The organism is Dehalococcoides mccartyi CG5 (assembly GCF_000830885.1).
GTDB lineage: Bacteria > Chloroflexota > Dehalococcoidia > Dehalococcoidales > Dehalococcoidaceae > Dehalococcoides > Dehalococcoides mccartyi_B.
This window is the reverse complement of record NZ_CP006951.1, coordinates 200,393-225,889: the sequence shown is the minus strand read 5'-3', so window position 1 is coordinate 225,889 and position 25,497 is coordinate 200,393. Positions and strand designations below refer to the sequence as shown.

The 25,497-nt window shown below is 48.3% G+C and carries 25 protein-coding genes and 1 tRNA gene; 16 read left to right on the top strand and 10 right to left on the bottom strand.

The genetic code is table 11. The features are described from left to right. The first annotated feature begins 25 nt into the window (after positions 1–25). The 8 genes from trmD (at position 26) to X794_RS01080 (ending at position 9,295) form a co-directional block, all read left to right on the top strand. Complete coding sequence (gene trmD, locus X794_RS01115) at positions 26–772, top strand: tRNA (guanosine(37)-N1)-methyltransferase TrmD (RefSeq protein WP_034376751.1); 747 nt, start codon at positions 26–28, stop codon at positions 770–772. A gap of 123 nt (positions 773–895) precedes the next feature. Then, a complete protein-coding gene (gene rplS / locus X794_RS01110; RefSeq protein WP_034376753.1) occupies positions 896–1,291 on the top strand; it encodes a 50S ribosomal protein L19 in 396 nt (131 codons plus the stop codon). 20 nt (positions 1,292–1,311) lie between these two features. After that, positions 1,312–3,759, top strand: coding sequence for a primosomal protein N' (gene priA / locus X794_RS01105; protein WP_034376755.1), 2,448 nt, complete (start codon positions 1,312–1,314; stop codon positions 3,757–3,759). A gap of 259 nt (positions 3,760–4,018) precedes the next feature. After that, entirely contained in the window at positions 4,019–4,420 is a 402-nt protein-coding gene (locus X794_RS01100; RefSeq protein WP_011308867.1) for a helix-turn-helix domain-containing protein, read from the top strand. A gap of 150 nt (positions 4,421–4,570) precedes the next feature. Next, entirely contained in the window at positions 4,571–6,076 is a 1,506-nt protein-coding gene (locus X794_RS01095) for an HD domain-containing protein (protein ID WP_034376756.1), read from the top strand. Positions 6,077–6,089: 13 nt separating this feature from the next. Further along, positions 6,090–7,439 carry a protein translocase subunit SecD gene (gene secD, locus X794_RS01090; RefSeq protein ID WP_011308865.1) on the top strand — a complete coding sequence of 450 codons (1,350 nt, stop codon included), beginning with the start codon at positions 6,090–6,092 and terminating at the stop codon, positions 7,437–7,439. Continuing rightward, entirely contained in the window at positions 7,432–8,337 is a 906-nt protein-coding gene (secF, locus tag X794_RS01085; protein ID WP_011308864.1) for a protein translocase subunit SecF, read from the top strand. Before secD ends, secF begins: the two co-directional genes overlap by 8 nt. 22 nt (positions 8,338–8,359) lie before the next feature. Beyond that, entirely contained in the window at positions 8,360–9,295 is a 936-nt protein-coding gene (locus X794_RS01080; RefSeq protein WP_011308863.1) for a cation diffusion facilitator family transporter, read from the top strand. Here X794_RS01080 and X794_RS01075 read toward each other — a convergent pair. Together X794_RS01075 and X794_RS01070 are read right to left on the bottom strand one after the other, a co-directional pair. After that, positions 9,269–10,294, bottom strand: a complete 1,026-nt coding sequence (locus X794_RS01075) for a histone deacetylase family protein (RefSeq protein WP_011308862.1) — start codon at positions 10,292–10,294, stop codon at positions 9,269–9,271. The genes X794_RS01080 and X794_RS01075 overlap by 27 nt on opposite strands. 26 nt (positions 10,295–10,320) lie before the next feature. Next, complete coding sequence (locus tag X794_RS01070; RefSeq protein ID WP_011928776.1) at positions 10,321–10,944, bottom strand: LysE family transporter; 624 nt, start codon at positions 10,942–10,944, stop codon at positions 10,321–10,323. A gap of 124 nt (positions 10,945–11,068) precedes the next feature. On the opposite strand from X794_RS01070, the gene X794_RS01065 reads away from it, so the two are divergent. From X794_RS01065 to X794_RS01040, 6 genes are all read left to right on the top strand, one after another. After that, complete coding sequence (locus X794_RS01065; RefSeq protein ID WP_034376758.1) at positions 11,069–12,274, top strand: DNA double-strand break repair nuclease NurA; 1,206 nt, start codon at positions 11,069–11,071, stop codon at positions 12,272–12,274. 69 nt (positions 12,275–12,343) lie between these two features. Next, a complete protein-coding gene (locus X794_RS01060) occupies positions 12,344–12,943 on the top strand; it encodes a hypothetical protein (protein WP_011308859.1) in 600 nt (199 codons plus the stop codon). Beyond that, a complete protein-coding gene (locus X794_RS01055) occupies positions 12,940–14,532 on the top strand; it encodes a helicase HerA domain-containing protein (protein ID WP_011308858.1) in 1,593 nt (530 codons plus the stop codon). Before X794_RS01060 ends, X794_RS01055 begins: the two co-directional genes overlap by 4 nt. A gap of 4 nt (positions 14,533–14,536) precedes the next feature. Continuing rightward, the gene (locus tag X794_RS01050; RefSeq protein ID WP_011308857.1) at positions 14,537–15,172 is read left to right on the top strand and encodes a GNAT family N-acetyltransferase; all 636 of its coding nucleotides are present in this window, start codon (positions 14,537–14,539) and stop codon (positions 15,170–15,172) included. Further along, positions 15,150–15,977: a patatin family protein gene (locus X794_RS01045; protein ID WP_034376760.1), complete on the top strand. Its 828-nt coding sequence runs from the start codon at positions 15,150–15,152 to the stop codon at positions 15,975–15,977. Before X794_RS01050 ends, X794_RS01045 begins: the two co-directional genes overlap by 23 nt. Positions 15,978–16,012: 35 nt before the next feature. Next, a tRNA-Ala gene (locus X794_RS01040) sits at positions 16,013–16,088 on the top strand. A 215-nt stretch (positions 16,089–16,303) separates the two neighbouring features. On the opposite strand, the gene X794_RS01035 is transcribed toward X794_RS01040, so the two are convergent. Further along, positions 16,304–17,047, bottom strand: coding sequence for a Crp/Fnr family transcriptional regulator (locus X794_RS01035; protein WP_011308855.1), 744 nt, complete (start codon positions 17,045–17,047; stop codon positions 16,304–16,306). A 133-nt stretch (positions 17,048–17,180) separates the two neighbouring features. On the opposite strand from X794_RS01035, the gene X794_RS07365 reads away from it, so the two are divergent. Continuing rightward, positions 17,181–17,348, top strand: a complete 168-nt coding sequence (locus X794_RS07365; RefSeq protein WP_011308854.1) for a hypothetical protein — start codon at positions 17,181–17,183, stop codon at positions 17,346–17,348. Positions 17,349–17,573: 225 nt separating this feature from the next. Next, positions 17,574–17,993 carry a pyridoxamine 5'-phosphate oxidase family protein gene (locus X794_RS01030; RefSeq protein WP_034376776.1) on the top strand — a complete coding sequence of 140 codons (420 nt, stop codon included), beginning with the start codon at positions 17,574–17,576 and terminating at the stop codon, positions 17,991–17,993. 419 nt (positions 17,994–18,412) lie between these two features. On the opposite strand, the gene cbiE is transcribed toward X794_RS01030, so the two are convergent. From cbiE to X794_RS00990, 7 genes are read right to left on the bottom strand one after another with little or no spacing between them, the layout of a single operon-like run. Beyond that, a complete protein-coding gene (gene cbiE / locus X794_RS01020; protein WP_034376778.1) occupies positions 18,413–19,972 on the bottom strand; it encodes a precorrin-6y C5,15-methyltransferase (decarboxylating) subunit CbiE in 1,560 nt (519 codons plus the stop codon). Next, positions 19,969–20,751, bottom strand: a complete 783-nt coding sequence (locus X794_RS01015; RefSeq protein WP_034376780.1) for an adenosylcobinamide amidohydrolase — start codon at positions 20,749–20,751, stop codon at positions 19,969–19,971. Before X794_RS01015 ends, cbiE begins: the two co-directional genes overlap by 4 nt. 35 nt (positions 20,752–20,786) lie before the next feature. Continuing rightward, entirely contained in the window at positions 20,787–21,938 is a 1,152-nt protein-coding gene (locus X794_RS01010; RefSeq protein ID WP_034376781.1) for a cysteine desulfurase family protein, read from the bottom strand. 14 nt (positions 21,939–21,952) lie between these two features. Then, positions 21,953–22,213: a hypothetical protein gene (locus X794_RS01005; RefSeq protein WP_011308849.1), complete on the bottom strand. Its 261-nt coding sequence runs from the start codon at positions 22,211–22,213 to the stop codon at positions 21,953–21,955. Positions 22,214–22,227: 14 nt separating this feature from the next. Further along, a complete protein-coding gene (gene cbiB, locus X794_RS01000; protein WP_011308848.1) occupies positions 22,228–23,184 on the bottom strand; it encodes an adenosylcobinamide-phosphate synthase CbiB in 957 nt (318 codons plus the stop codon). A gap of 16 nt (positions 23,185–23,200) precedes the next feature. Further along, the gene (locus tag X794_RS00995; RefSeq protein WP_011308847.1) at positions 23,201–23,740 is read right to left on the bottom strand and encodes a cob(I)yrinic acid a,c-diamide adenosyltransferase; all 540 of its coding nucleotides are present in this window, start codon (positions 23,738–23,740) and stop codon (positions 23,201–23,203) included. Beyond that, positions 23,733–25,490 (bottom strand): adenosylcobalamin-dependent ribonucleoside-diphosphate reductase, encoded by a 1,758-nt coding sequence (locus X794_RS00990; protein WP_011308846.1) that lies wholly within the window; start codon positions 25,488–25,490, stop codon positions 23,733–23,735. The genes X794_RS00995 and X794_RS00990 overlap by 8 nt, the downstream gene beginning before the upstream one ends. Between the last annotated feature and the right edge of the window lie 7 nt (positions 25,491–25,497).

Here is a 25,497-nt window from a genome sequence, read left to right as displayed (position 1 = left end):
AGGGGTAAAAATAGGAGAGAAAAGCTTGAAAATAGATGTATTAACCCTTTTCCCTGAGATGTTTCAGTCCCCTTTTGAAGAAAGCATTTTCAAGCGGGCAACAGACAATAATCTGGTAAGGTTAGAAATACATAACTTCAGGGATTTTGCCCATGACAAGCATCATGCGGTAGATGACTCCCCTTACGGAGGCGGTGCCGGCATGCTTCTTAAGCCTGAACCGCTGTTTGAGGCGGTAGAAGACGTCCTCAGGGAAGACCCCACCCCTGCCCCGGTTATCCTGCTCTCCCCTCAGGGACGCTCCTTCAATCAGGAAGTAGCCCGTGAACTGGCGAAGCACGAACGGCTGATTATAATTTGCGGCCATTACGAAGGCTTTGACGAACGGGTGCGTGAACATCTGGCCACAGATGAAATAAGCATCGGTGATTTTGTACTAACCGGCGGCGAACTGGCTGCCATGGTAGTTATAGATGCTGTTTCCCGCCTGATACCCGGCGTGCTTGGTTCAGGCGAATCCTCACAGGATGATTCCCACTCAAACGGCCTGCTGGAACACCCCCACTATACCCGCCCCCCTGTATTCAGGGGCTGGGGCATACCGGACGTGCTTCTTTCCGGAAATCATGCCCAGATAAACCGCTGGCGGCGGAAAGAATCTCTCAGGCGTACCCTGAAACGACGCCCGGATATGTTTGAAAAAATACCACTCTCCAAAGCCGACCGAAAACTGGTAGACGAGATTCTGGCCGAAGAAAACGCTCAGGGTTAAAATCTGCTATTATATATAAGGTATGCAAACACCCCGCTATGCCCCTGCCAAACCCGCGCACTTGATTATGAATTGGGTTTGTGTTTTAATATTCCGTTGATATTTAAAGGAGTTTTTACCACCATGGAAGAGACTATGAATAATCAGGAAGCCCCTGCAACCAGTGAAGAAGAAACAGTTGCTGTAGAAAATACCAAGGCCGAAAAAGTTTTACCTAATTTTGGCCCCGGTGATACTATAAAAGTACACGCCCGCATTAAAGAAGGCGACAAAGAACGCATTCAGATGTTCCAGGGTGTAGTCCTGAAGGTCAAACAGGCCGCTGACGGCGGCAATTTCACTGTTCGCCGTATAAGCTACGGCGTGGGCGTTGAACGCACCTTCCCCTTCCTCTCACCCAATGTTACCAAGGTTGAGATTATGAAGAAGGGCCGAGTACGCCGTGCCCGCCTGTTCTACCTGCGCAAGCTTTCTGGAAAAGCAGCCCGCATTAAAGAAGTTAAACAGACACCCTCTTAAGCTTTCTTAGGGGGTATAGATTGGCTTTTGCCGAACTGGCCGTAAACACTCCGGTACTTAGACCGGGCAGTTTTTCCTACTCCATACCTTTGGGGTTAGAAATCAAACCCGGCCAGGCGGTCTGGGCTCCTTTCGGGCCCAAAATAGTTCAGGGCATAGTCCTTGAAGTATCTGACCAGCCGGCATTTGGGCAAACACGTGAAATCTGCGGCGTTATCTCTGATACGCCGCTTCTTTCTTTTCATCAGCTTAACCTAGCCGCATGGATAAGCCAAACCTATTTATGCAGCATCTACGAAGCCCTTTCCCCCATGCTGCCTCCGTCTTTTGAACGCCGCAGCGTAGCCTATATCAGCCTTGAGCCCTCACCATTGAATAAAAGCGAAAAACCGCCTGCAATCCTCAGCCCAAGTTTACAAAAAATATTTGACTGGTTGCAGACCAGAGATATTACCCCTCAAACTGAACTGGAAAATATATTCGGCAAAAAAACCACCCAAACCGCCATACCAAAGCTGATAAATCAGGGGCTTATCAACCGAACCTATCAGATAAGCCCGGTACGGACACAAACCAAATTTGAAAAACATTTCGGCCTAAGTGAGCAGGCACTGGCATTTATTAAAGACCAGACTCTGCCAAAGTTATCTCCCCGCCAGACCGAGGTTTTTGAGTGCCTCCGGGAAAACCCGCAAGGCATTTCCAAAAGCCGTCTGAATTTGCTGGTTAAAAATAATGCTGCAATCTTGAAATCTCTGGAGAAGAAAGAGCTAATACTAACTGAGGAGCATCAGGTATTCCGCCAGCCGATAGATTACAGCCACATAGAAACCCTGCCCCACCTTAAACTAAGCCCTCCTCAGGAAAAGTGTCTGGAGTCTATCAACCGTTCCCTGAATACTCCGCCCGAAGATGACCAGAATCCCCGTACCTTTTTATTGCACGGAATAACCGGCAGCGGTAAAACCGAAATATACCTGCAGGCGCTGGCTGAAGCCCTGCGTCTGGGCAAAAAAGCCATTGTACTGGTACCGGAGATATCCCTTACCCCCCAGACTATTGCCCGTTTTGCCGGGCGTTTCCCCGGCAGGGTGGCCGTACTTCACAGCCGCCTCAGTCTCGGTGAACAGTTTGACGAATGGCAAAGGATAAAAAACGATCAGGCCGATATAGTAATCGGACCCAGAAGTGCCCTTTTTGCCCCGCTGGATAAACCGGGTATCATCATCATAGACGAAGAGCACGAATGGACATATAAACAGCAGAACTCTCAACCCCGTTATCACACCCGCACAGTCGCCCTAAAAATGACTGAAGAATATGGTGCAGTTCTGGTGCTGGGCAGTGCCACCCCGGATATTGACAGCTATTTTAAAGCCCAAAACGGCCTTTACCAGTTGCTGGAACTGCCCGAACGCCTGACCCCCTACAGAGGTGCTTCCCTGCCCAAAACCGAGCTGGTAGATATGCGCACCGAACTTTCCGAAGGCAACCGGAGTATTTTCTCCCGCAACCTGCATGCTTCGATTGAAAAAGTACTGGCAAAACATGAGCAGGCCATCCTTTTCATAAACCGGCGGGGCGGTGCCAGTTTTATCCAGTGCCGTGACTGCGGCTATGTAGCCATGTGCAAAAGCTGTGATACACTGCTTACTTACCACCCTGACCAGGAAAATCTGGTTTGCCATCAGTGCGGCAGGCATTATCCCAATCCCCTCACCTGCCCGAACTGCAAAAGCCGCCGGATTAAATATCTTGGCATGGGAACCCAAAAACTGGAGGAAGAAACCGAGCTGGCTTTTCCTCAGGCAAAACTGCTTCGCTGGGATAGTGATGTTACCAAAGGCAAAGACTCCCACCAGCAGATAATGGACAAATTCAGCCGCCATCAGGCAGACATACTCATCGGCACCCAGATGGTAGCCAAGGGGCTTGACCTGCCCGGAGTAACTCTGGTGGGGGTAATAAACGCGGATATCAGCCTGAACCTGCCGGATTTCCGGGCAGGCGAACGCACTTTTCAGCTGCTGGCACAGGTAGCCGGACGGGCCGGACGGGGTCTGGCAGGCGGCAAAGTAGTTATCCAGACCTACACACCTGAAAATTACGCTATCCAGTCAGCCGTTTGCCATGATTATCCGGGTTTTTATGCCAAAGAAATAGCCTACCGCAGAGAACTGAATAATCCCCCCTTCCAGAAATTGGCTTGTCTGGTTTTCAGTCATTTGAACCATGACTTTTGTCAGCAGCAGGCTATACTTTTGGCACAAACGCTTCGGGAAAAGGCTGATTCGACCGGTTCAGGCACGCTGGAGATTCTGGGGCCGGCTCCCGCCTTTATCCAGCGCCTGCGGGGACGTTACCGATACCAGATAATCCTGCGCTCACCAAACCCGGCCAATTTCCTCCGGGATATCAACCTGGGGCAAGGCTGGAGTATTGATATTGATCCATACGGCTTATGCTAGATCCTTTTAATACTCAAATTTTCGTTTTAAAAAAGTGCCTTTTGTCCTGTGCTGGACCAAAATGGCAATATTACCTATATACCATTTGTAAAATATGAGTATACAAAAAATACTAATTTTGACACCTGTTGTTCAGTGGTATACATTGTAAAAAGCTCAGACATTGACATCTGGCATATGCTTTGCTGTTATCGTATAATATTATTATACCTTTATCATATTCAGTCCTTACCCGAATTATATCTAAGGCAGGAAGATCATGAGTAAAGCCACATCATCAAATGGCTGGGCAGACCTTGGAGAGATAATCCGTCAGCAAAGGGTAAAAATACCGCTTACCTTGCAAGAGCTGGCCGCCAAGACCAGCGTCTCACCCTCGCATCTGGGGCGCATTGAGCGCGGCGAGCGTTTTCCGTCTGCCAGAATACTCAAACGAATTGCTCATCCTTTGGGTTTTGAAGAAGATGAGTTATTCACTCTGGCCGGATATCTTACTCCCCAGAAGGACAGTATCTCGGAGATGGAAGCGGAATATACTTCTATCCCCAGACAGCTTGACCCTTATGTAGCCAAAGTGCTGGCACAAGAGCCTATTGAACTGCAGAGAGCGGTCATTGCTATTCTAGCTATGCTGAAAAGTATCTCCAAGTCTATGACCTAGCAAAATAAGTACTTCAGGCTTTTCAAAAATGCCGCCGCGTCTGCGGAAGGTACCGGGGTGTGTTTTTCAGCGGCTGCCACCCAAAGCTAATCAAACGTAATTTTCTTGATATTGAAGATACGTTCGGAGTATAGTTTAGTAGATTTTTGGGTGAAAACCGTGACGAATAAAAACCAGCTGCTCCATACAGATAAAAAAACCGCTGCCTTGCTTGAAGACCTCCACCGTTTGCTTTCAGCGGAAGGCACTGAAACCTATTTGGTGGGCGGTTTTTTGCGTAACCTTGTGCTTAAAAAACCGACTGCAGATATTGACCTGTGCGTAATAGGTAACGGCTTTTCTGCTGCCTCCAAGATATCCCGTCATTTCAAAGCCACTCAGATAGTACTTGATGCAGATAATGACGTAACCAGAGTCATGCTGCCCGGTTTTCAGCTGGATATTTCCGGCACGCCAGATATTTCGGCAAACCTTGCCCGGCGTGATTTCAACCTTAACGCCATGGCCGCACCCTTGTCTGCCCTAAATCACGGCAATCTGCAAATACACGCTATTGTTGACCCCATGCAGGGGCTTAGGGATATTAAAAACAGGGTCATACGGGTAACCTCATCCGAAGTTTTTAGAGCTGACCCCATCCGGTTGATACGGGCTATACGTTTGTCAGCCGAACTTGGCTTTGAGCTGGACGAACAAACTCAAAGTCTTATTACAACCCACGCCGGCCTGATATCAACTGTTGCCGGCGAAAGAATTCGGGAAGAACTCCTAAAACTCCTTGAAACCAGCCAGACAGGCATCTGGGAAAAGTGCCTCGAACTGGGGCTTTTACTAAGCATATTCACGGAGCTTGATCCCTGCTACCGGCACCCACAGCCCTACGAACACACATGGGATGTGCTTGAACACTCTATAAAAACCATTTACGCATTGGACGCCATACTGGGCAAATCTGTCTGGCCATACCAAAAACCTGAAATAACCAGTGAAATTTACCGTGACAGTAATTTTGAAAAATATTTCATCCAGCAAATAAGCGGTACTTCCCGTATCCGCACTCTGGCCAAACTGGCCGCCCTGCTGCATGATATTGCCAAACCCCAAACCCGCAGCACAGACCCTGACGGACGGGTACGTTTTACCGGTCACCCGCTGGAAGGTAGCCGAATTACATCTGAAATACTCACCCGTCTGCGTTTTTCAAAAAAAGAAATCTCACTGGTAGAGAAAATGGTCTGCTACCATCTGCGTCCGGTACAGATGAATCCTGACGGCCAGTTGCCGTCTTCAAAAGCTATTTACCGCTATTTCCGTGACCTTTCGGAAGCCGCCACTGCCACCCTTTACCTAAGTCTGGCAGACCATTTGGCAACAGATGGGCCAAATTTGATGGTGGCAAATTGGCAAGAACATGTTAATATAGTAGCGCACATTTTATCAGAGCAGAAAAGACAGCTAACCAGACTGACTCCAAAACGTTTAATAACCGGTACCGACCTGATAGAGCGCTTTGCCCTCAGGCCGGGTCCCCGAATAAAAATCCTGCTTGGTGAAATTGCCGAGGCCCAGGCGGCCGGTGAAATAAAAACCCGCCGGGAGGCCTTTAAATTTATCAGCCAAAGGCTTGGGGGCAAGCCAGAAAATAATCTAAATTAGCTTGGGGAGAATTATGCGAAGGAAAAACGGGCTCGTGTTTTTGGCCATACTGGCCGCCATGATCCTTGCTTTCACGATAGTGCTGCCGACGGACAAAGGCACACTTCTGGGCAAGGGAATCCTGTTTGGTCTGGACTTAAAAGGAGGCCTGCACATGGTATACCAGGCTGACTTGTCCAACGTAGACGAAAGTGACATTGACGGAGTAATGGACGGCGTGGTTGAGGTTATATCCAACCGCATCAACCCACTGGGTGTAACCGAAGCGTTAATCCAGCGTCAGGGAGATGACCGAATAGTAGTCGAACTGCCGGGTCTGGATATTACAGACGAACAAAAAGCCCGTATCGGCCGTACCGCCCTGCTGGAGTTTGGCGAACTGGCGGCTGACGGAGAAGACTATAAATGGGAAAACAGTCTGGGCAAATGGAAACCGGTCACCGCTACTATTGACGGGGTTGAATATGCCCTGACCAGTGCCTATTTTAAAGACAGCACTTATGTCAACCGTGACCAGTACGGAAATATCCTGCTGGTGTTTGAATGGGACGCCACCGGTGCTAAATTATCCAAGGAAATAACCACCCGCCTTTTAAACCAGCAGCTGGGTATTTTTGAAGGTGACGAAGCTCTTTCCGGTGATGACGGAGTACCCATCGCCCCCGTCATAAATAATGTTATTGAAACCAGCGGCGTTATAGAAGGCCTCAGCTACAACGAAGCAGATATGCTTTCCAACCAGCTGAATGCCGGCCGCCTACCGGTACCTCTGGAGTCTATATACGAGCAAACCGTTTCACCCACTCTGGGTCAAAATTTTGTAGATCTGGCCGTAAAAGCCGGTCTGGTAGGCATAATTCTGGTTATGATATTTATGATAGCTTTTTACCGCCTTCCCGGCCTGCTGGCCAGCATAGCTTTAGTGTTCTACGGGGTCATCGTAATGGCTCTGTTCAAGCTGGTGCCTGTTACCCTTACACTGGCGGGTATAGGCGGTTTTATTGTATCGGCGGGTATGGCGGTAGACGCCAATATCCTTATATTTGCCCGTTTGAAAGAGGAACTTCTTTCAGGCAAAACTCTGGGAGCAGCAGTCGAAGCCGGGTTTTCACGTGCATGGTCTGCCATCTGGGACTCAAACGTTACCACTTTTATAGCCTGCGGCATTCTGTTCTGGGTGGGTGGCACTATTGCGGCCGGTGCACCGGTTAAGGGCTTTGCCGTAACATTGTTTTTGGGCGTAGCCGTCAGCATGTTCACCGCCATTTTTGTTACCCGCACTCTGCTCAGGCTTTTTGTAGGCACAAAAACAGGCAAAAAGCTAGCCCTATTCACCACCCAGACAAGAGGCAAAAATGAATAAGATAATACAACACAGACCCCTGTTTATATTTATATCCGCCCTGATAATACTGGCCGGACTGGCCTCACTGCTGATATTCGGGCTGAAACCCGGCATCGAATTTTCCAGCGGCTCAATGCTGACCGTCAAGTTTGACCAAACAGTCAGCATTGATGAACTCACTCAGGAACTGAGAAGTCTGGGGCAAAACGAAGCTATTGTTCAAGTAACCGGTGACGGAGATTATCTTATCCGCACCAGCCAGCTTGATGTTAGCCAGAAAATCTCTCTGGAAACTTCTCTGGAAGAAACATTCGGCAACCTGACCGAACGCGGGTTTGAAAATGTAGACCCGATGATTGCCAGGCAGACCACCCAAATGGCGCTGATAGCTATTGGGGCGGCTCTGGTGGGCATTCTTCTGTATGTTACCTGGGCCTTCCGCCGCATGCCCAAACCTTTCCATTACGGCACCTGCGCAGTCATAGCCCTTTTCCATGACGCCCTGGTGGTACTGGGCATATTCGCCCTGCTGGCGGGTATCTTCGGCTGGGAAATAAACCTTATGTTCATTATCGGTATCATGGCCGTTATCGGCTACAGTATCAACAACACCGTAGTGGTCTTTGACCGCATACGGGAAAACCAGCTTAAAGGCATTCACCCCAGCTTTGAGGTAGTGGTGAACCAGAGTATTATGGAAACCATAGTCCGTTCCATTAACTCCAGCTTTACGGTTATCATTACTGTAGTAGCCCTTATGCTCTTCCTTGGGGCGTCTATCCAGAACCTAAGTATAGTTATGCTTATCGGTCTTATTGCCGGTACTTATGACTCACTTTTTGTTGCCCCTTCCCTGCTGGTTACCTGGGAAAATGGTGACTGGGGCAAACTGCTTAAACCCTTTAAAAAAGCTTAATAAAATAATACAAGGATAAACAATGGCTACCAGAAAAACCAGAGCTGCATCATTCTCCATAGCTTCAAACTCAACTCTTATAGCTATGAAAACGGTAGTTGGTTTTGTTACCGGTAGCGTCAGTATTCTGGCAGAGGCTATCCACAGTACCTTGGATCTGATAGCCGCAGTTATCGCCTTTTTCGGCGTCAAAGCCTCTGACAAACCGGCAGATATTGACCATCCTTACGGGCATGGCAAGTGGGAAAATGTAAGCGGTACAGTAGAAGCTGTACTTATATTCGTAGCGGCTATATGGATAATCTACGAAGCAGTAAATAGACTTATAGGAGGCTCTGCCCCGGAAATGCTGGAATGGGGTGTAGTAATCATGGGTATATCCGTGGTTGCCAACACTCTGGTCTCGCGTTATCTTAAAAAGATAGCCCACGAGACTGATTCAGTTGCTCTGGAGGCAGATGCCTCACACCTTACCACTGATGTAATCACTTCAGCCGGAGTGCTGGTAGGTCTTGTTCTGGTAAAAATAACCGGCTGGGTAATACTTGACCCCATTGTAGCCTTGCTGGTTGCACTGCTCATCATCAAAGCCGCTTGGGACATACTCAACAAATCTTTCGGGGCGCTGGTAGATGCCCGTCTGCCCAAAGAAGAGGTAGAGGCTATTACCAGCCTGATAAACGAACATACGTCAAAGTTGGTGGAATTTCACAACTTGCGCACCCGCAAAGCCGGCAGTTACCGTTATGTAGACCTGCATCTGGTTATGCCTAAAACACTTTCGGTGGAAAAATCTCATGCTATATGTGACCATCTGGAACAGGACCTGAAGGATAAACTAAAGGTAGACTATGTAACTATCCACGTAGAACCCTGTACCGAGGAAAACTGCCCTGAGTGCCAGATGAGCTGCAAAAAACGCCATTCAGAGCTACCTGATACCGTTAATATGCCGTAAATCATTAATCATCAGGTCAATATCAGGATTACCCACAGCCCCTTCGGGGGCTTTGGTATTTGGGGGAGGCAATGCTTCATTTAACAAAACCGCCAGAGTAGCCCCCACTCCTTCGGCCAGACCAAGGTAGTGGTAACCCCCCTCCAAACTGAATACCAGTTTCCCCCCGCAAACTTCCTCCGCCGCGTGCTTTATGGCACGGGTTATACCGGCAAAGCCCTGCTGGGAAAGACACATCTCGCCCATATCATCGGCAAAATGGGCATCATATCCGGCGCATACCAGTATCAGTTCGGGTGCAAATTTCCGAAGGTACGGACCAATCACCTCGTCAAATGCCTTTTGATAATGGCTATCTCCGCAGCCCGCAGGCAAGGGGATATTTAAAATATTTTGAAACGGACCATTTTCCCGGCTGTCTCCCGTAAAAGGAAAATGATGAATCTGATGGAGAGAAAGATAAATTAGACGGGGGTCATTCAGACAGACATGCTGGATGCCATTGCCATGGTGAACATCAAAATCCACCACCGCTACCCGCTTAAGTTTATGCTTGTTCAGGGCATGCAAGGCTCCTAAAGCCACATTGTTAAAAACGCAGAAACCCATGGAAGCCTCAGGCAAGGCATGGTGACCCGGCGGGCGACACAGCACAAAGGCGCTATCAAGTTCTCTTGAAAGTACCTTATCCACTCCCTCAATCACCCCGCCCACGGCATACAGAGCGGCTTCGTAGCTATCCAACGAAATAACCGTATCCTGATCCAGCCAGCCGCCTCCGCTGAAACCCACTTCCTCAACCCGGCTTATATAACTGCGTTTATGAAAACTCTCCAGTTCACGCATACCCACCCGCTTTGGCTCAATATGCACCAAACGGTCTTTTAGGCCATGCGTCTCCAGATATTCCATAATCGCCAATAAACGGTCAGGATTTTCCACATGGGTACCTGTATCATGATTTAAATATATATGGTTATAAACCAGCCCCACAGCCATAAGCGAACCTTTCCTGGTTTAAAATATTAAGCAAGCCACAGTTTCAGCCCGGAGATGATAAAATACACTCCGAAAACCACCAGCAACAAACCGCAGCCTATAAAAACTAACTCCCTCACCCTGCTCCCCCACAGACGATGGGTGCGGTAAACAATAAATGAAATAAGACAAAGCCAGGCTAAATCCACCAGCCAATGAGTGGCAGCCAAAGCCCCCAACCCCGCCAGACCGTAGTCTGACACTTTCATAACCAGCATCGCCCCTACAGTTGCCCACCAGACCAGAAAAAAGGGATTTAAGGCGCTCATAGCCGCTCCGGACACTACCGTATTGTGTTTAAAGGAGGCCTTATCCTGGCTGGCTTCACGCCGGGCTTTTATCATACCCAAGCCCATGTAAACAATCATAACTCCACCGGCCAGACTGAGCAGTATCTGCACCCAGATAAGCTCAAAAAAACCGGCAAAACCAAAATAGATAAGGAGAATAATAGGCAATTCCACCAGTATATGCCCAAGCACAATCTGAGCACCTGCCCAAGGGGTATGATAGCTACGGGAAAGAGTCAACGCAAACATGGGACCGGGCATAAGAACACCTGAAAAGGATATAACCATAACACTAAGCAGCGTGGTTAACATGAAAGTCATTATAACACTTCTATCAGCACGGGCAAAAACCAAAACGTGTCCCGTATCAATGCCATTTCTTGCTTGTGGGAATACATATCTTGATTTATACTGAAACAAATGCAGAAACAAGGAGATAACGGTATTGTCTTTAAACCTGGACAAAACCGCCCTTCAAATACAGGACATGGTCTCAGAGCTGAAAGGCCGTGATCTGGAACATCAAAAACATCTTCAAGCCTGTCTGGACGGCATGGCGCGGACTCCGGCTGAATACCAGCGCCTGCTGGACAAAGTAGAACGCAGCAAGACCACCTTTCTCTTAGCACGGCCTGCAGAAATACCCAATGCCGTTCACCAGCCGCCTGTCTTGCCCCAAAGTTACCGCATACTAGCTACAGACGGCTCACAAATAGACGTAGACCGCCACCAGCTCAGCCGCTGTTACCTTATAAATATAGGCAGGGTACAACTGGAATACGGCAAAGCCCCGTCTGCCAGCTTGGAAAGCCTGCCTGTCCTGTATGCCCGCCCCGAAGATATGGTAATCTCCTGCGGAAGCAAAGAACTGGCAGTGGAAGGGACTCTGCTGGGCATAAAAAGAAGCGTAGAGGAAACTCGGCACCTTTCGGAAATGGCAGATGCCACCGCACCCGGCCTCCCCACTCTGGCGCTTGGAGACGGCACTTTGATACTCTGGTCACTCTTATCCAAAGAGTTTCCCGAATACGTGGTTGAAAACCTGCTGGTGGATGGCTATCTGAAATATCTGGAGCAAATAAAAAACCTGAATACAAAAGACAGACAAGTGGCTCTGGCCAGCTATATCAGTTACCCCAGAAGCACAGATGTGGTTAATACCCTCCGCCTGCTTTACTGCCCGTACGAACCGGCAAACTGCATAAGCAAATGTGACCAGCTTGCCAACGGCAAACGCCCTTGTGACATACTCTCAGGCATCACAGACAGCATGCTTTTTGACCGTATACTGAAACCGGGTGAACGTTCCGCCCTGTTTGCCAGCTCATCTTCCATACTGGAAAAATATTACGGAGAACACCATGTATATTTTTACTACCTGAAAACCAGTGAGGAAATAGCCAGAGTGGAACTGCCCGCCTGGACAGTACACTGCGCAGAGCTGTTAAACCTGAGCCACAGCCTGATACTGGAACAGTGCCGTCTGGGACACGGCTACCCCGTATCTCTTTCCGAAGCCCACGAACAGGCAGTAGTCAGCGGTCAGGACAGGCGTATTTTCAACCAGCTGGTAGAGGAAATGCTGACCGCAAGCCAGATAAATCCCAGCAGTTCCGCCAAGAGCCTGAGCAAAAAAACCCGCTGGGTATAGTTTATGTAAACTAGTCCGTTAGTCTATTTGGCAAATATAAATACACCATTAACCGCAGGGGGTGAGAAATTGGACAACCTAAGTACAAGCCGCATAGGCGAGGTTATAGATACCAGCACCACTGACTTTACCGCCCAGTGTTACCAGCTTTACAACACGCCCGCTCTGGGGGCACTGGTAAAAACCGGTGAAGGCGAAAATACTATTTACGCCGCCGTCTATCATGCCACCACCTCATCCATAGAGCCGGGCAGAAAACCCATTGCCCGCGGACAGGACGCAGTCAGCGAAGAGGCTATCTATGCCCAAAGCCCCCAGCTAAGTAAACTCCTCCGAAGTGAGTTCTCCTGCCTGATACTGGGGCACAGGGGACAAGGGCAAATCCTGCATTACCTGCCACCCCGCCCTGCCCATATTCACAGCTTTGCGGAAAGTTGCACCCCGGAAGAAACGGCTGAATTTTGTAAATCATTCGGCTTTTTAAATATACTGGTAAACTCCGAACTGCCCGTCCCCCCGGACGAAGTCACCGCCGCCTGCCTGCGGCACTTATCCGCCGCCGCCCCGGACAAGCAAGCCTTTCTGGTAAAAGCGGGCAAAGAGCTGGCCAAACTCCTGCCAGGGCAGTACCAGCGGCTTAAAGTAATCCTGGAGAGGATACAGCTATGACAACTGAAAACAAACTGGGTATTGTAATAGGGGGTTCACTTTCCGGCGGGGTAGATGTCCGCCTGAACGGTGAAACCTTGGTAGAAGATATGGCGGTTGGGCGTTATGTCACCATTCAAGGCAAAACCAAACGCTTTCTGGGCATGATAACCGATGTTTCTCTGGGAGTAACAGACCAGCGCCTTATGCTCACCCCTCCTGCCTCAGACGAAAAATTTCTGGCCGAAATACTCAGCGGTACAGCCGCTTACGGAGATCTGAAGGTTATACCCTATCTGGTACTGGGCAATGATGAAAAAAGCCTTCTGGATGGCCCTCAGCCGGTCAAGACCATACCCAGCCACTATGCCCCGGTAGATATTGCCTCCAACGAAGATATAGAGATGGTATTCGGCAAGGAAGACGCCACCCATTTTTATGTGGGTAACCCGCTGGACATGGAAACCCGCCTCTGCCTAAACCTGCCTGAGCTGGTCAAACGTTCAAACGGCATCTTCGGTAAAAGCGGCACCGGCAAAACATTCCTCACCCGCACCCTGCTGGTCGGCATGCTTCAGAAAGGGTCTTGCGTAAATCTGGTGTTTGATATGCACTCCGAATACGGCTGGGAAGGCACCAGTGAGAAAAAACACAAAGTTAAAGCCCTAAAACAGCTCTTTCCGGACAGGGTAGCCGTATTTACTTTAGATGGGGAAAGCTCCCGCAAACGCAAAGTCAGCGTGGACTTTGAGGTAAAGATAGGCTACGACGAAATAGAGCCGGAAGATATCAGCCTGCTCCGCCAGACCCTTAATCTGACCGAACAGGCGGTAGAAGCCGTTTACCAGCTACGCAAGCACTTCAAGAAAAACTGGATAAAAGAAGCCAATAATATTGGAGACGAAGAAGAAGATAAAAAACTGCTGGACACTTTAAGTATCCATGAAAGCACTTTCCAGAACCTGCGGAGGGGGCTTAATACCCTTACCCGCCTGCCCTTTATCGTAGAAAATGCCCCGGTCAAGGCAGTAGACAGGGTGCTTGAATACCTAAACCGGAATATAAACGTAGTACTGGAATTCGGGCGGTATACAGACATCACCGCCTACATACTGGTAGCCAATCTGCTTACCCGCCGCATATATACCAGCTACCGTGACCACATGGAACAAGCCATGGCCGAAGATGCCTCCAAACCCACCCCGCTGGTTATTACCATAGAGGAAGCCCATAAATTTTTAAACCCGGAAGTGGCTTCCCGCACTATCTTCGGCACTATTGCCCGTGAAATGCGTAAATACAATGTCACCCTGCTTATCATAGACCAGCGGCCTTCGGGCATAGACCCTGAAGTGATGTCCCAGTTAGGCACTAAAATAACCGCCCTGCTGGACAACGAAAAAGATATAGACGCCGTACTCTCAGGCGTTTCCGGTAAAAACGAACTCAAAGGCGTCCTTGCCAAACTGGCTTCACGCCAGCAAGCCCTGATATTCGGTGCGGCAGTACCCATGCCGGTAGCCTTTGTCCCCCGCGAGTACGACCAAAATATCTATAACGAAGTCAGCCAGAAAAAAATCAGCTCCGAAGAAATAGAGGAGCTTTTCTAGACATATGCCAGATATATTTGAGGCCACGAATGGACAGGGGTTTAAGCAGGCAGTTGTAGAAAGCCAGAACCTAAGGCTGCGAATAATTCAAGCCGCCGATGCCTATAAAGCCTTCAGCCTGATTAAAGACCCCGAGGTAACCCGCTACCTGATGTGGGATGGCCCGAAAACCATAAATGAACTCCGCTTGGCATATCAGGACGAAGCAGCCGACTTTGAAACAGGTCATCGCTACTCTTTTGCCATTGAAAGAGTGGATAAACCCGGCCTGATAGGCAGTCTGGCTTTCAGACTTATCGGCTATAAAGAGCAAGCCCTTATCGGATACTGGCTGGGGCACAAATACTGGACTAAAGGCTATATGACAGAAGCCATACGCTTAAGTGTTCACTTTGCCTTCAAACACCTTAAAGCAGAGCGTATTTTCGGCGGAGTTTTTAAGGGAAACCAGCCATCACGCCGCACTTTGGAGAAAAACGGCTTCCAGCTTGACGGAACCCTGCGCCGGGATATACTGGTCAGGGGAACATGGACGGATGTCTGGTTTATGTCACTGCTCAGAGAAGAATGGGAACAAAACCCGGCGCGTTATATCCCGCTAACTGAGGAGGTTATTCATGCCCAAATCCAAAGTGCCTAAAATAGGCATTGCCTTGGGTGGAGGCGCTGCCAGAGGCATCATCCATATCGGCGTGCTTGAAGTACTGGAAAAAGAAGGCTTACCGCTGGATTTGGTCACCGGAACCAGTATGGGTGCCATTATAGGCGCTCTATATGCCAGTGGTCATAAACCGCAGGAAATGAAAGAAATAGTACATAACCTGAGTTGGAAACAGCTTATGCCCCTTCTGGATTTGGCCGCCCCCAGAGCCGGTTTCCTATCGTCCCGAAAGATAAAAAGTTATTTAAAAGAGCTTATCGGAGACATCACCTTTGCCGAACTCAAGAAACCCTTTGCCTGCGTAGCCGCAGACGTTAAAACCGGCGAAGAAGTTATCTTTAACGAGGGTCCTGTTATTGACGGAGTAATTGCCAGCATGTCCCTGCCCATTATTTTCCGTCCGGTGAAAAACAAAAACCGTTTTCTGGTGGATGGCGGCATTATTACCCCTATTCCAGCTCAGATTGTACGTGACATGGGGGCAGATTTTGTAATTGCGGTAAATGCCATTTACCGCCATGATTATATAAAACAAAACAGAGATTCGGAACCCTCAGTCTTTGATACAGCCTTCCAGATAGTAAATATTATGTCAATACATATGGCTCAGGAAAATCTGCTGGCCGCCGATATTGCCATTGAGCCTGACCTCTCAGGAATAGGTCCAGGCGATTTCCTGAAAGCCCCGGAAATAGTCTTGCGGGGAGAGCTGGGGGCAACTGATGCCGTACCTCATCTAAAACACCTGCTGCTTCAAAAATTCAGCTACGCCCCCCCGATTTAACACTTTCACTCAAACTTGGTATAATGGTGCTCCGTGGGGCTGTAGCTTAGTCGGGAGAGCGCCTCCTTTGCAAGGAGGAGGTCAGGGGTTCGAATCCCCTCAGCTCCACCATCTGGCGTCCTATGTCAATCGCAAAACCCTGATTTACCCAATCGAGATTATATCCAATCAAGCCGGATAACAATACTATTCACTAAGATAAAGACCTCAAAGTAGAACCGTACCTAGCATCTTAAGTCTAAGAATCTCCCAAACTTACAGGCTATATAAGGATAAAAAGCCTGCTCATTCTTTCCGATAGACTATCTATCTTATATGTTGCACACCTATGCATCAGATTTCGGGAAACATTCGCAGCTGGTTGAATTATTCCTGATAAATGTTGGCTTTTCATCAGAATAATCTTTCAAAAACCACTGGCTGACAACCAGCTTATGGTCGATATCATCTTTGATAATGCCGGATTTTTTGAGGGACTTCATCACATTGGTTACCATTACTCTGGAAGCTCCAACCAAAGAACCCAAATCATCATGAGTCAAACGGAAATTTAACCGCCGGCCATCACATACATCTTCGCCATGTTCCTTGGCTAATCTCGCTAAAGTGCGCGCAAGCCTGACCTGAGTATCGTAAATGGCCATATCTGCCAAAGTTTCAGTAATATGGTTAATTTTATCGCTCAAGGCCTTTATCACCTTAACCGCTATTTGTGAATTTTGGGAAAGCAGATTTTCAAAGTCATTTTTATAACAAGCACACAGCTTGGTGTCCTCTACTGCTACGGCTGCAATAGTCCGGATAGCATCATTAAACAATATCTCTTCACCAAAGAGCTGGTTAGGGGTCAAATATCCCAGGACAATTTCTCTCCCGTTTTCTGATGTCTTAAAAAGTTTGATCCTCCCCTTGGTAACAACAAATACGGCACTCGCAGGTTCACCTTCACTAAAAAGATGCTCATTTTTCAGATACTCCGGCCTCCGAAAAAGATGACTGATTTCGGTCTTTTCAGACTTGCTCAAAGATTCAAACAACCACAGATCCATCATGCAATTCAAGTATTCCAAAGGAGGCCTCCACGTCTTTGCGTAACATCTAAATTATACCCGAAAAACTAGCCACAATAATGTAATAAATTTTACAGACCAGAGTTCATATTTATGCAAATATTTACTATTAACATTGAAGGAGGATATATTCATGACTACTTGGGCTCTTATCTTCATTATGGCTGCAGGAATCTGTGGTTTCACCCTGAAAACCCCTAACAACCCGCTTAAAGGGTTTATCACAATCAAACTCTTCTGGGTACATCTGCTACTTGGTATAACAGCTATAGTCCTAGCCATAATTGCTCTTTTAGAGTAGCACAAGCTGATAGGTATTATTCACTAACTCAGAAAATATAAAAACATTGGTAACCTTAGATCTCGCGTTTGATACTCTTAATAACTAATATTCAACCTGAGGTCCCTAAAATAGACACTTGAGATTGATATTATTTATACAAAGGAGTTTACATGGCTTAGGAATTGCTTAAGCCTAATCTAAGTAACACTCATATTTTTAATAATAAAAGGATGGTAAATCAATATGGCTAAGATGTCTAAAGAAGTAATCAGCCTATTTCAGGATGCCGGTGTACCCAAAATGGTTGCTACCGTAGATAAAAACGGAGTACTAAATGTTACTCCTAAAACCAGCATGACAGCTGTTGATGAAGAAACCCTGGCGTTTGCTGATTTATATGGACGCACAACCCGTACCTTTAAAAATCTTGAGGAAACTAAGAAAGTAGCTATTGTAGCCGTTAAAATCCCGATCGCACCTCCCTTTACCACCTACCAGGTGAAGGGCACTTTCCTGAAATACCACACCTCCGGCCCCCTCTTTGAGCAATTTGCCAAAGCATTGAAAGCAGCTATGGGTGTTGATATTACCGGTGTAGGTACAGTTAAGGTAGATGCCGTCTATTCTCAGGCTCCGCAGGACAAGGGGAAACTGATTTCCTAGGATAATCGGTAGTTGTGAAATCAGTTACAGCTGCACCTTGATAGTATCAGCGAATAAAAGCGATAAATATGAAGACGAATAAAGGATATCACGTGAACAATAAATTATATGGAATATTGGGTGCTATACTTGCTGTTCTGAGTATTGGTTGTGCATGTCAAATGATCACCCTCATAGATAAAGGTGAATCGTATACAGCAAACCTCTGGTTCCACCCGATATCAGGCTTTATCGCTGTAGTATTACTGATTGTGTATTTCCGGAAAAGTAAGTAAGCCAAATCGTTCTTCATAATTACTACGCAAATACAATTACCATAAGATAACTGGAAAGCAGCCAATCTTTAAAGATTGGCTGCTTTGTTAACATACCTAAGTACTAAGCTGATATGTTCAGAATGATTACTTAAGCATCACTAACTAATGCGAAGTATACCTGTTAAAAATCACCATAACTGAAAGCCAGTCAAACTTCCTTTGAGCTACTTCGGACAGAGAGCATGCAGTGATTTTCTCGTTGGGGTAGGTCAGGTTTTCACAAATAAGCACCGAAGAATCCGCCGCTATGCCTTTGCCAAGCAGATAGAGGGCAGTATCATCCGGCATCTGGCGGACGCCGGTCAGGACTATCAGATGCAATCCCCAGCTTAAGGCAGAAAGCATCCGCTTGCGTTTCTTGCGCAGGTCTTTACCTCCGTCATGGGGCAGAGGGTGATAGGTAATAACGGCGGCATCATACAGGGATAAACAGGCCTTGGCGGCTGCCATCTGAACCGAGCTTATACCCGGAACAACCTCCATCTCAAATCCGCCAAAGGTATTTGCTATGCCGTGAATCCCGGCTGGTGCGACCAGCGGATCACCGGTTTTGAGTACAACAACAGTGCCCCCGTTTTTCTGAGCCTCAGCTGCCGCCTGCTTGGGTATTTCAAGATAGTTGCAGGCTTCCTGCAGGAATATCTTTTGGTTTTTTATCAAACTCCGAACCGGCTTTAAATCCTGTTCCCAGCCAACCAGTATATCTGCCTTTGCCACCAGATTTTGAACTTGGGGAGATACCCATTCGGCTGAGCCCGGCCCGACCCCGGCTATGTAGACCTTGCCACGGCAAGCGGACGGTTTTTGAGGGAATAACTCCGGGTGAATAAGGCAAGCCAAACACTCAAGCCCGTCCACCATTCGGGGGCCTGCCCGGCTGACAAGGTCGCTATGTATACCGAAGACCTGCCCTGTTTGGCGGGCAGTTACCTGAGCCAAAGCTGGTTCATTAAGGGCAACACTAAGCGGTTCTTGCGGGTTATCCCCGTAACCGGTTTCGGCAATAATAATCTCCGGGTTTTTAAGCTTAATAGCCTCTTTAGTGGGATAAGGGTAATAACTGCCAAAATCCCGCCCGATATTATACCCCCCGGCCAGATGGACCAGAGTATCACCGATAGTCTCGGAGCCAAAAGTTTTCCACGTTTCACACTCATGAAGTATGTAAACTTTGGGGCGGCTTTCAGTGGGCAACAAGCCTATTTTGGCAGTAACAAAGCCAGCACGTCTTTGCAGTGATCTAACCAGATCTTCGGCGGCTTCTTGTCTACCCGTGCATTTCCCGATTATCCGGATAGTTGCAAGCAGACCTTCTATGGTACTTGGTTCAAGCACCAGCACCGGGTAACCAAGTGCCTCCAGTTGAGGAATGACCGCTTTGAGGTGTATCTGCCCTGTAAGTATCAGGTCAGGCTGTATTTTGCCAATCTGGCCGATGTCAACCGTGCTGTAACCGCCTACCCATGGCTTATTTCGGGCTTCCGGCGGATAATCACAGTACTCGGTCACCCCGCACAGAAGGTTGTCAGCACCCATAGCATAAACAATTTCAGTCAAGCTGGGTGCCAGAGAAATAATTCTCTTAGGCATGGTTTTAAGGTTTATCCTGCGTCCGGCTTGGTCTGTTATCTGGCAGCCGGTTTGATTGGAATCTAGCTTCATTGTTCACTCACAAAGTGGTAATTGGGGTCTTTAGCCAGTTGAAGGTTAAAGGCTTTTTTGCAGGCACTGGTAACAGCTTTGGCCAGAAGCTCACCCAGGCGGGTATGTCCACCGGCGTATCGGCAGACAAAATCATTACCGGAAATCACTACTATCTGGTCAGTCCCGGTACCGGTTGCCTGTAACTTGGGGTTAAAGGAACTATGGATATCAAGGTCTTGAAGAGCTACTATCTTAGCTTCGGTTATGGTTATAAAGCTTGAGGCCATAGTAGCGGAATCAAGTTTGGCATTGCTGGCGGCAATTATATTGATAGTGCCGCAGGGCTGATATTCACCCTCAATTTCAATCCCGCAAGCCTTATCCACCCCTATCCGCATGGCATTATGCTTAAAGCCAGCCGTAACCCAAGCACACACCCACAGCTTATCATAAGACTCAAAGGCATAGCTAAGTTCAGCCATATCCACCCCGGTGGATATCATGGATATTTCTTTAGTATTAACACTGTAAAATGAGGCAATTTCTTTCTTCAGGTCGTTTAAGTAATCCCCGTAATCTTTGTGGCTGTAATGGAGATAGTCGCACAGGTCTTTGGGCAGGTAACAGTTACAAATTAGCCCGATGTCATTATACCCATCAGTTCCGGAGAGGCATGGGCGAGATTCGTCTAAATGTATAACAAGTGCATTGGCTCTGGTATCCCAGACTTGGGTATCCAGAACTTCTGCCTTAATCCCGGGCAGTTTACACACGTCTCTTGCTTTTATGATGGCCATTTTTGTATCTCTCAAATGCTTTAAATTAAATATACTTACCAAACTCTGGTTTGCTTGCGTATTTTGGCGGCAACCGAGCAAATAGCAGCCACTGTTTTATTGACATCCTCAGCAGTGGTCATCTTCCCCAGAGACAGGCGGATTGAACAGTTAGCCAGTTTCCTTTCCCGTCCGATAGCCAGCAGCACATAAGGTGCTTCGTGGCTTTCTGAACTGCAGGCCGAACCGGTGGAAACGCAGATACCTTGTTTGGACAACTCTTTGGTAAAATATTCGCCCTCTATACCTTCAAAGCTGATATTCACATTATTCGGCAATCTCTTTCCCGGGTGTCCGTTAAGGCAGGTGCCTGGAATATCGGCCAGAATCCTGTTTATCAGGTCATCACGGAGTTTGCAAAGGCGCTTGGCTTCAGACTCCATTTCAGCCATAGCTATTTCAGATGCTACTCCCAATCCCGCAATCCCCGGAACATTCTCAGTACCCGAGCGCAGTCCCGCTTCCTGCCCGCCGCCCAGAATAAGGGGTGACAAAGGTATTTCACTTCGGGCAAAAAGTATGCCCACCCCCTTCGGGCCGTTAAACTTGTGGCCAGACAAGGATAAAAGGTCTATATTATCCCGCTTTACATCTACGCTTAGGTGGCCTGCCATCTGGACGGCATCGGTATGGAAAAATACACCCCGTTTGCGGCAGATAGCCCCTATCTCAGCTATGGGCTGAAGGGTGCCGATTACATTATTGGCTGCCATAATACTTACCAGAGCGGTTTGGGGCGTAATGGCAGCCTGCAAGTCCTGTGCTGAAACCTGCCCCGAGCGGTCAACCGGCAGATAGGTAATCTCAAAGCCTTTTTTTACAAGGGCATGGCAGGCTTCCAATACCGCATGATGCTCAATCTCCGAGGTAATAATATGATTGCCCCGGCAGGCAGAGGCGACCCCGGTGATAGCCAGATTGTCGGACTCGGTACCTCCGCTGGTAAAGATGATTTCCTCCGGCTGGCAGTTAATAAGTCTCGCTACCTGCTCACGGGCGGTTTCCAAGGCTTCATCAGCCAGACGCCCCATGGGGTGAATAGCCGAAGGATTGCCGTAATATTGACTAAAATAAGGCAGCATGGCCTCAACTACCCGCGGGTCAACCGAGGTACTGGCGGCATTATCCAGATAAATTATATTTTCCATATTATTCCTTTGCCCTATATACGGCAGGCTTGGCTACCGGGACGGGCACTCTTGCCCCGGCTATAGGCCACAATGGAGGCATCCAGTTCCTCCCCCAGTTTATCCAGTTCCTTTAGTTGCTCTTCTGTCAGACGAGCATATTCATCATTTCGGGCGCTGAAAGCTATAAGTGGCAAGCCCAACTTTTGTTCCATTTGGCGTACCTTTTCCAAGGCAGCGTCATCCAGCGGCTTAACGGGTATTTTAACGTAACAATGAGTCATTTCTCTGGCCATACAGCCACCTCCGATTAATTTAGGCTCACCCAAGATAGCAGAAACAATATGCCGATACTGCCAATAATATCAATAGCGGACATTACTCTAAAAAGCCTGACGGCCTGGCCTATATGACCTGCTGTAAGGGGTTTATCAGCGTCTCCCAGAGCATAGTGGCCGGCCCGCTCAAGTCTGACTCCCAAAGCACCGGCGGTAGCTGCCATCGGCCAGCCGGCATTGGGGCTTTCAGTTTTGGACTGGTCTCTGAGTGCCATCTTCCAGGCATTTTTACCATCCAGACCGGAAACAAAGGCCGAGAGCACAAACATCAGTCCGGTCAGCCTTGCCGGTATGTAATTAAGTATATCATCCAGGCAGGCGGCAAATTTACCCAAATACTCGTACTCTCCCCTGTGCCCCAGCATACCGTCCAGGGTATTGGAAACCCGGTAGGCTACCGCCCCCGGTACACCCAAAATCAGGAAGTAGAAAAGGGGGGCAACCAGAAAATCCGAGGCGTTTTCCGAGAGTGAACGAATGGTAGAGGATATCATGGGCGGGGCAAACTCATCCCCTTTTTCGCGTTCAACTGTTGTCAAAAGATAGCGGATTTCCTTGTCAGCACTTTCTATCCGGTAGTCTCCGCCCTTCAGATACTTTTCCACCAACAGAGACATACGGGCATTAAATTTAAAACAAAAGGTAGGCTTAAGCAGTAAGAAGGCCGCTATTATGTATAGTACAAAACTGATACCGCCCAGATAAGCAAGCAGCCAGTAGCTAAGCCAGCCGAAGAGGGCTATCAGGAAGAGCGAGGCCAGCATGCCGAAGATATACTGCAAGGCGTGACTGCGCATCTTAAGCCCGGTTTTCTCTACCACCGAAATCACCCGCCCTATCCAGACAGTCAGGTGAATAGCCGCCGGAGGCTCGGCCAGAGCCAAGTCCCAGAGGACGGCCAGAACTAAAATCAAAATATATTCGTTCATCTGCTTTTACTCATCTTCAAAAGTCTATACCCTGCCGGGCCAGAATACCCCGGTCATACGGGTGTTTGACCTTGCAGCATTCATCTATCAGATTTACTTCCTCTGCTACCGCTTTGTCCACCACTTTTCCGGTAAGGATAAGCGAGGTGCCAACAGGCTTGGCAGATAAAAGTTTTAAGATATCTCTAGCTTGTATAAAACCGTAATACTGGGCATTGTTAATTTCATCCAGCACCACCAAATCCCATTTGCCCGAACGTATTTGCCCTTCGGCAAATTCCAAAGCCTGGCGGCAAAGTTTAGAATCCTCGGCTTGGGTATCCGCACTGCTCAGGAAACCGCTTCGGCCAAAGACTGTGTATTCCACCTGCAGTTTTTCAAGAATATTATATTCCGCCTCCCTGCGTTTACCCTTCATAAAGAAAACCGCACAGACTTTAAGACCCTGCGAAACTGCCTGCCAGACCTCACCCATAGCCGCCGAAGTCTTGCCCCGGCCGTCACCATAAAAAACCTGTACCAGACCGGTTTGTGTTTGAACCGATATATCAAACATGGCAATCCTCAAAATACTGTTTGGCTATATCCCGGCAGTCTGTTCCGGTGCAGAGTACCTGCACGTCCCGGCTGCTGTCCCGATAAGCCGTAACCCCTTTAAGTCCCAATTCATGGGATTTCAGGAATAACTCTGCTATATCCTCAACCGTGGCAGATTTAGGAAAATTGACCGTCTGGGAAATAGCGTTGTCCGTATGTTTCTGGAAAGCTGCCTGTACCCTTATACACCACTCCGGCTGAATATCCCGGGCGGTAACCAGCAACCTGCGGTAATCCCGGGGTATCTCCGGGCAATTTTGAGGGCTTTCACCCGTCAGCAGTTTTTCTATAAGCACCGGGTTGAAAAAACCCCTTTCCCGGGCTGTTTCTTCAAAAGTATGGTTGATATCCAGCAGACGCTGCCCGTCCAGTATATTGCGCACCATAACCAGTGAATATATAGGGTGGATACCTACCGAGGTATCGGCAATGATACTGGTGGTACCGGTATTGGTAAATGTAAGGCAGGTGGCATTTCGTCTGGGTTTAGCCCCGCTTTTAGCATATATATTGCCCGCAAAGGCCGGGAAAGACCCCCGTTCCAGTGCCAGTTCTTCACTGGCTTTATTAACTGTTTCATTTACAAAGGTCATAAGCCTATCTGCCAGAGATACCGCCTGCTCTGAATCATAGCGGATACCCAGCTTTATCAGCATTTCAGCAAAGCCCATGAACCCAAGGCCGATTTTGCGGGTGGCTTTAGCCGCTCTTTCAACTTCCGGTATCGGATAACGGTTTACTTCCAGCACGTCATCCAGAAAACGGATAGCTTTGGCAATAAGCTTGCCAAGCCGCAGGTAATCTACCCCGAAGCAGTTACCCTCTTTCAATGCCATAAGGGACAGGTTTATAGTCCCCAAGGTAGCTGATTCATACGGGAGTAATGGCTGACCGCCGCAGGGGTCGGTAGTTACAAATTCCCCAAGCTGCGGGGTGGGATTATCTTTATTTATCCGGTCAATAAACATTATACCCGGGTCGCCTGTTTCCCAGGCGCTTTGGGCGATGCGGTAAAAAACGTCTGAGGCAGATAAACTGCCGGTAACTTCCCCTGTACGCGGGTTAATCAGTTCATAATCCTCCCCGCGTCTAACCTTTTGGATAAAGCTGTCAGTCAGGGCTATATTAATGCCAAAATTGGCCGAGTGATTACCCTCATCTTTAGCCCGGATAAATTTCAGGATGTCCGGATGATTTACCGGCAAACTGGCCGAATTGCAGCCACAGCGAACCCCTGCCTGTTTGATATAGTTGGCCGCCTCCGAAAAAACCCCCACCAGTCTGACCGGTCCGCCGGCTACGTTATGTCCGCTTTTAATCGGGGTATCTTCCGGTCTTATAGTATCAAAGGCAAAGCCGGTGCCGCCCCCGTACTGATGGATAATCATAGCTTCACCGATGGCTTTAGCGATACCCTCAACAGAGTCTTCCACCGGTAAAACAAAGCAGGATGACAAAAGCCCCAGTTCGCGCCCGGCATTAAGGAGGGTAGGCGAATTAGGCAGGAATTCAAGACCGGTCATCATACGGTAAAATTCGTCCGCCCAGCAGGCGGCTTTACCCTGCTGGTTATAAGCATTTTCAGCCGCCGCCACTGCATCCGCTACCCTGCGGAACATATCCTCCGGGGATTCGGTAATACTCCCGTCTCCGTCCCGTTTCAGGTAGCGTTTTTCAAGTACTATTTTGGCGTTCCCGCTTAGTTTCATATTTATT